Origin of the sequence: Variovorax sp. VRV01 (genome assembly GCF_014852545.1) — a bacterium.
GTDB lineage: Bacteria > Pseudomonadota > Gammaproteobacteria > Burkholderiales > Burkholderiaceae_C > Variovorax > Variovorax beijingensis_A.
In genome coordinates this window covers 37,164-43,794 of record NZ_JACVBS010000033.1, presented here as the reverse complement: position 1 = coordinate 43,794, position 6,631 = coordinate 37,164, and the positions used below count along the sequence as shown (strand labels likewise).

At 58.8% G+C, this 6,631-nt stretch carries 4 protein-coding genes; 3 read left to right on the top strand and 1 reads right to left on the bottom strand.

The annotated features are described in order from the left end of the window. Window positions 1–218: 218 nt before the first annotated feature. Window positions 219–2,570, bottom strand: coding sequence for a hypothetical protein (locus tag IB278_RS32460; RefSeq protein ID WP_192328339.1), 2,352 nt, complete (start codon window positions 2,568–2,570; stop codon window positions 219–221). 432 nt (window positions 2,571–3,002) lie between these two features. Between IB278_RS32460 and IB278_RS32455 the strand changes: the two genes are divergently transcribed. From IB278_RS32455 to IB278_RS32445, 3 genes are all read left to right on the top strand, one after another. After that, window positions 3,003–3,485, top strand: coding sequence for a GreA/GreB family elongation factor (locus tag IB278_RS32455; protein WP_187114313.1), 483 nt, complete (start codon window positions 3,003–3,005; stop codon window positions 3,483–3,485). Window positions 3,486–3,900: 415 nt separating this feature from the next. Then, on the top strand, window positions 3,901–5,466 hold the full coding sequence (locus IB278_RS32450; protein ID WP_192328336.1) for an ATP-dependent nuclease: 1,566 nt from the start codon (window positions 3,901–3,903) through the stop codon (window positions 5,464–5,466). After that, entirely contained in the window at window positions 5,451–6,512 is a 1,062-nt protein-coding gene (locus IB278_RS32445; RefSeq protein ID WP_192328334.1) for an AAA family ATPase, read from the top strand. The genes IB278_RS32450 and IB278_RS32445 overlap by 16 nt, the downstream gene beginning before the upstream one ends. The last annotated feature ends 119 nt before the right edge of the window (window positions 6,513–6,631 follow it).

Sequence of the window (6,631 nt, the reverse complement as noted above, 5' to 3'; positions counted from 1 at the left end):
CAGCAGAGTGACCTGCTGTCGATCCTCGCCTTCGATGAATCGCTTCATGTGGTTGCCCTTCAGTAGCGTTGCCACAATCTAGGCGAGCACCGTCAGTTATTCAACCCGTTTTCACACGGCCTCGGCCAGGAGCAGAAGCTCACCAAAGTCCGGTCTGGAGTGGCAGCGTTCCGCGTCCATTCCAAGTTGAAGTGAATGCAGGAGGGTTTGCGGGGAGGCTATCGTCCGCGCCCTCTCAAACGACGCGCGGCCCCTGGCGTCAGTTCGACCGCACTAGCGGTCATCGGAGCCGCTTCCAGAACGCGTTGCCCGTAGCGGTTGTCTGTTTCGGCTGGCGCTGGCACATATTGCGTCCAACCTCCGTCGAACATGCCGTCCTGTTTGACGTAGACCACCAGCACTTTGCAGCGCTTGGCCTGTACAGCAACTGCCGCAGCTTCAGCTTTGACCTTGTGTACCTCCGTGAAGTCCGCAAAGCCTGTCCGTTGCAGCCACACCAGCAGCGGCTCTTCCCCTACCAGCGAGAACCATCGGTAGGGATGCCGCTCAAGGGCCGGACGTAGCTTGTCGATTTGGAGCGCCATCTGCTCGCGTGCATCGGCGTCCAGGTCGCGCACAGTCGCGTCAGCGTCCAAAAAGCGAGGACCGCGGTTGGCGTCGTTAGCCTTCAAGAAGGACTGCAGCGTCGCTGGGAACTGCTGCGCGGGCGGTGGTTTCGTCGCCCAGTCTGGGTCGGCGAAATACTCGTCGATCGGCGCGCAGGCGTCAGCCTCCAGCAGCCAAGTGGCGCCTGCCGCCAGTTGCTCAGCGTAAAACTGGTCTGCGCGGTTTTTGGTCACGTAGCTGCCGAGGTGGTCCAACTCGTCGAATATCACGGCTTCATGGACCCCAGCCACACCCTGCCGGACAGACAGGTAGTGCGTCAGCTCACCAGTTGTAGGCAGAAATCGCGTCAGCACGAACAGGTCATCGATGGACATCGACACGAACGGATGCTTCCCGAGGATGGACCGAACCTCCGGGAGCCGTTTCGACATTGACGAGAACGGCGTGAATGCTTCCACCGTGAGGCCAATAGGCAGGACCACGCGGTAGTCGCCAAGTCGTAGCCGCCGCACCTCCACGTGACTGCCTCCAACGAGCTGATAGACCGGCACTTCGGGCGCGGATGCAGCATATCGCAGGAACCGCTCGCACTGTTGATGCGCCTTGAGGACCAGTTCTTGGATGGTGCGGACGTGCCGTTCGAAGAACACCTCCGGCGAATGCATGGGCATGACGCCCGCCTTCACCTCCAACTGCAGAAGAACGTCGTTCTGCAGAATCAGCACATCGTTTTCCACCCAATTACCCGTATCAGGGTCTGGGTAGTAGACGCTGGTCAGAACCTCGGCTCCGGCAAGCTGCTTGCTGAAGATGCGCATAAACGCGCCCTCCGTCAGCGCGGTCTGTCGGTTCAGCCACTCCTGACGGTAGTCGGACAGCCGCCTTTGCAGGCCCCACTGCAATGCGCGGTACGTGCTGTCGCGTAGGAAGTTGGCATCGCAGGTGTAGTAACCATCGTTGAGGGTTACCAATGGCTTCACACGGCCGGGCATACGGCGGAGTGGCGTGCCGCGTAGCGCGCCTTCAGCGAAGAACTCCTTTTCCTCACCGGGAACGTAGGCTAGGTCCGCAAGCAGGTCCGGCGGCAATCCGCTGGACTTCGTGACATTGCAGATGCCGCCGAAGAACAGGTCCTCGACGGCGCTCCGCGCTGTCACTTGGCGCTCTTGGCCCTCACCATACAACCGTGCGATCGCCTCCTTGAGCTCGATGCCTTCCTTTTCTGCCAGCTCATAGGCAGCATGCATTTCCGCAAATAGCGCCTCTGCGGCCTTCATGTGTCCAAATCGAGTGGCGTCCACGGCAGCTTGAATGCCGGCTGAAACCTCCTTGGCGCCGATCCCGTACGCCGCGCGGAGCGCGTCGTCATGCGGCTCGAACACGAACTCGAAGAACTCAGCCTCGAGTGCCTGATAGCGGTGTCCGCGAATCGTGACCCAACTGGTCATCGCCTGCATCGCCATCGTGCCGGTCTCGGGACCTAAAAGGCCCTCAGGCATCCGACGAGCAGCCACCAGGCAATACATGAGTGCGTGCTTCCGAAGCTCCGTCGCAAGATTCAACACCGCATGGACGTCATCGGATTCCACTGACTTGCCGTAGTCCGCATCCTTGTGGCTGCTCAGAACCGCGTGGACGTACTCCAGCGCGAACATGATGTCGTCCAGCGCAGCTCGCGAACTTTCTTTGGGTTCGCCGGCTTCTTGGCCCTGCTCATCAGCACGAACCATCTGCCCCATCAGCAACTGGCCCCAGTGGAAGCCAATCAGCTGCTTAGGCTCGCACTTCAAGACCGCTACTCGCAAGGCCTCGGCCATCGCTTCCATTTCGGCCTGCATCTTCGTGTGGGCAGCGTCGAGGTCGTCACCAAGCTCGAGCAGGGCGCGAGCCAGCGGCGGCATCGCATCCGCGCCGTCAAGGTTCTCGGGCAAAGCATGGCCCTCAGGCCCAACGGTTTGAGTCATTGCAGCAAGCGATTTTCTGGTGAAAGATATCCTGGATAAGTCTTGGCTGCCGGCTACGCCGCGCCAATGCAAGCTTGCACGGGATTCTGGAGCCAACTGCGCAGTAAAGTCCCTTCTGGCCCAGAAAGCCACGGTGCATGTGCATTGGCCGCTTTTGCGGCTGCGAGATTGACCCTACGGATGCCGCCAATGGGCCGAGGCTGTGTGGAAACGCGCGAAGTCGATGTTTTCGAGGGTGCCCAAACCATTCCCGACGCCTTGATCGTGATCCTGGTGCGATCTGAGAGGTCGACTTTCAAAGAGCACGCACTCCTCAAGCGTTTTCACACAGCCTCGGCCCATAGCTGAAGTTAACCTGCAGCCAACAGAAGCTTCTGGAGCCCTTCATAATCAAAACCTGCCCCCGCTTGTTCGAGATGCCGATCTTTCGTCATGGATAAATTCTTGCTGCAACAGCAGGTGCTGGAACGGCTCGCCGAAGACCTGCTGCAAGCCGAACAGGCAGTGCGGGCAGCCCATGAAACGGCGACTCACGAAGAAAACATCGCCGAAAACAAATACGACACATTGGGACTCGAAGCCGCCTACCTGGCCACCGGCCAAGCTCGGCGCGCCGAAGCCATACGCCAGGCGATGGCCAATTGGCGCCGATTCCGCCCGCGTCCCTACGACGCCATCAAAGGCATACAGCTCGGCTCGCTGGTCTGCCTAGTCGATTCCGACGACAAGCAGCAACAGCTCTTTCTCGGCCCGGATGGGGGCAGCATGAAGTTGGTCAGCGGCACTCAGCTTGTTCAGGTCATCAGCAGCGAAGCCCCTTTGGGTAGGGCAATGCTGGGCAAATGCGAGGGTGATGAGGTGTCGATACAGGTCGCTCCAATCCGACAGCAGTTTGAGGTGCTGCGGGTTCTTTAAGCCGCAAGCAAGTTCACGCCGATTGGCCGAGGTCAGCAGACGTGCAGGCGTCGTGAACGTACCGGCTGACCAGCAAGGTCAGCAGTGCTTAAAACCGGCCACTGGGTCGAGATGACACTGGCGCATGAATGACCGCTGCGCGGCCAAGACCGTGAACTCAGGAGGCCGACATCACCGGCAGCAACCGCTGCATAGCAGCCGCCAGCGGCGTGGCCGTTTGGCATTCGTTCATTGCGTAAGGCCGGCTGTGCCTGCAGTCCGCCCATGACGCATTCCGAGACCAAGACGGCAGGCATATCGCGATTGGGAGGTGCCGATGCCGCTCGCATAACATTGGGTCTGATTGAGGTGCTGCGCCCGGGAGGGCGGCCCTCGAAGTCGGCCCGTGTGCCGAAGTGAATAACTGGGAGCGAGGATGCCAACGATTGAAAGGCTGGTGCTGTCGAACTTCAAGAAGTTCGACAGCTTGGAACTCGAGTTTGATCCGGAGCTAAACCTCCTTATCGGGGACAACGAGGCGGGGAAAAGCTCAGTGCTTCTGGCGCTGGAACTTGTGATGAGCGGAAGTCGCAGCAGGGTCGAAACCATCGGAATCGAGACACTACTGAATGCCGACGCCGTCAGGGCATTTCAGGCAGGGCCATGTACCGTAGACCGTCTACCGAAACTGTTCGTTGAGGTCTATCTCTCGGCCGAAAAAAAGCCTGGCTTGAATGGGAAGAACAACTCTAAAGATCTCGAGCGTGACGGGCTGCGCATGTCGTTTGAGCCGATTCTCGACTTCAGCAAGGACATCGCGGAAGCGCTGAAGGAAGACCCGACCAACTTCCCCTTCGAGTATTACGGCGTCCAGTTTTATACGTTTGGGGGTGAGGCGTATTCCAGCGTCAAAAGGCACGTCCGACACCTGGCAATCGATAGCTCCAGAATCGACAGCGAGTATGCCGCGCGGGAATACACCCGTTCGGTGTTCGCGATGCACGCGGACGTCGGGAACCGGAGCAGGCTCGAGAACGCCTATCGACAAAGCAAGGGCGAATTCAAGAACGCCCAACTGAGGGAGCTGAACGACAAGCTGGTGGACTACAAGTTCGGCGTGCGCACGAGCGCCAAGGCCAACCTGGAGTCCGACCTGGTCATCACCGAAGACGAGATCCCCATCGAGAGCAAGGGCAAGGGGCGGCAGTGCTTCATCAAGACCGAGTTCGCGCTAAGTAAGAAGGGCGTCAAAAGTGAGCTGGACGTGCTGCTCCTAGAGGAACCTGAAAACCACCTGAGCCACGCGACGATGCACCAGCTCATCGAGCGAATCGCTCAGTCAGTGAACAAGCAACTGTTCATCGCGACTCACAGCAGCCTGATCTCCGCTCGACTTGACTTGCGCAAGGCCATCCTACTTGGAAAGCGAGGTCAGCTGGCGCGGCTCAACAAGCTCCCACCTGACACCGCGAAGTTCTTCATGAAGGCGCCTGATAACAACGTCCTTGAGTTTGCGCTGTCGAGGAAGGTGATCCTCGTAGAGGGAGATGCCGAATTCATCCTCCTGGATGCGCTTTACCAGAAGCACTCAGGGTCCACGTTGAAGAAAGACGGTGTTCACGTCATCTCGGTGGGCGGTACGAGCTTTAAGCGCTACCTAGACCTCGCCAAGCTGCTGGGCGTGCGCACTGCGGTCATTCGCGACAACGACGGCGACTACCAGAAGAACTGCGTCGACAACTACGCAGAGCATGCGATGTCGCATGCCAAGATCTTTGCAGACGCCGACTCCAAGCAGCGCACGACCTTCGAGATCTGTCTCTACGAAGACAACAAGGCAGTTTGCGACGAGGTCTTTCGCACGCCAAAGCGTAAGCTCGAACCGTTGGCGTACATGCTCGCCAACAAGGCTGACGCGGCATTTGACCTCCTGCTGGCGAAGGAGGCTGAGCTGGTGGCCCCTGGGTACATGCAGGAGGCCATCAAGTGGATAAACGAGTAGTCTTCGCGGTCGCAGGCTCAGGGAAGACAACCCGACTTATCGACGAACTGGATCTTGCGAAACGGGTCTTGCTCATCACCTACACAGAGAGCAACTGCGAAGAGATTCGTCGCCGCGTTCTTGCAAAGTTCGGATATCTCCCGGACAACATCACCGTCTGCACCTACTTCACATTCTTGAACTCGTTCTGCTATCGGCCCTTGCTTTTGATGAAGATGCAGACCATGGGAATTTCGTTCGATAGGCCGAGCGAATACTCATCGCGCCAGAAGCTCCAAAGCCGTGACCGGTACGTCACAACAGGCGGCCGCATCTACCACGCGAGAATGGCGAAGGTCTTGGATGTGCATGGTTGCATCCCGACGCTTCAGCGTCGACTGGAGCGTTACTACGACAAAGTCTGCATCGACGAGGTTCAGGATTTCGGCGGACATGACTTCAATCTGCTCAAGCAGATTGTCCAGGCCAACGTCGAGGTTCTGTTAGTCGGTGACTTCTATCAGCACACGTACTCCACCAGCGCTGATAGCGCGGTCAACAAAGGGCTGCACGACAGTTATGACCGCTTCAAGGATGCCTTGCGATCTGCTGGCTTGGTCGTTGACACGACGTCCTTGCTCAAGAGCCACCGCTGCAGTTCCTCGGTGTGCTCGTTCATTCGAGACAAGATCGGGGTGGACATCTATGCGCACTCGGATCGCACCACCCAAGTCTCGGTCGTCAGCGAACCATCACTGGCGGCAGAGCTTCACGCTGCTGCAGGCACGATTAAGCTGTTCTATCAAGAGCACGGACGGTACGGCTGCTACTCGCAGACCTGGGGTGACTCAAAGGGGCGCGACCACTATCAGGACGTCTGCGTCGTCCTGAACGCCGAGTCTTGGAAGCACTTCTCGGCAGGTACGCTGGCCGAGATGGCTGCGACCTCGCGGAACAAGCTGTACGTCGCGTGCTCGCGTGCGCGCGGCGACCTCTATGTGATGCCAGACACGATGCTGAAAGCTTTTAAAAAAGCCCGGGACGTTCGTCACGTCGCCTCCGCTTGAACATCTTGACTGCGCGGCCCCAGCCCTTCCGCTCGGCATGGCAGGTCGACCATGGACTGCTTCGAGTAGTGACGGTCGTTCGAGTCCTCGCCATGACCGACCGCAGCCGCTGCACAGCA

Excerpts from the sequence above, each read along its gene's own strand:
- IB278_RS32460 (WP_192328339.1), bottom strand. The coding sequence starts at position 2,570 with ATGACTCAAACCGTTGGGCCTGAGGGCCATGCTTTGCCCGAGAACCTT.
- IB278_RS32455 (WP_187114313.1), top strand. The coding sequence starts at position 3,003 with ATGGATAAATTCTTGCTGCAACAGCAGGTGCTGGAACGGCTCGCCGAA.
- IB278_RS32450 (WP_192328336.1), top strand. The coding sequence starts at position 3,901 with ATGCCAACGATTGAAAGGCTGGTGCTGTCGAACTTCAAGAAGTTCGAC.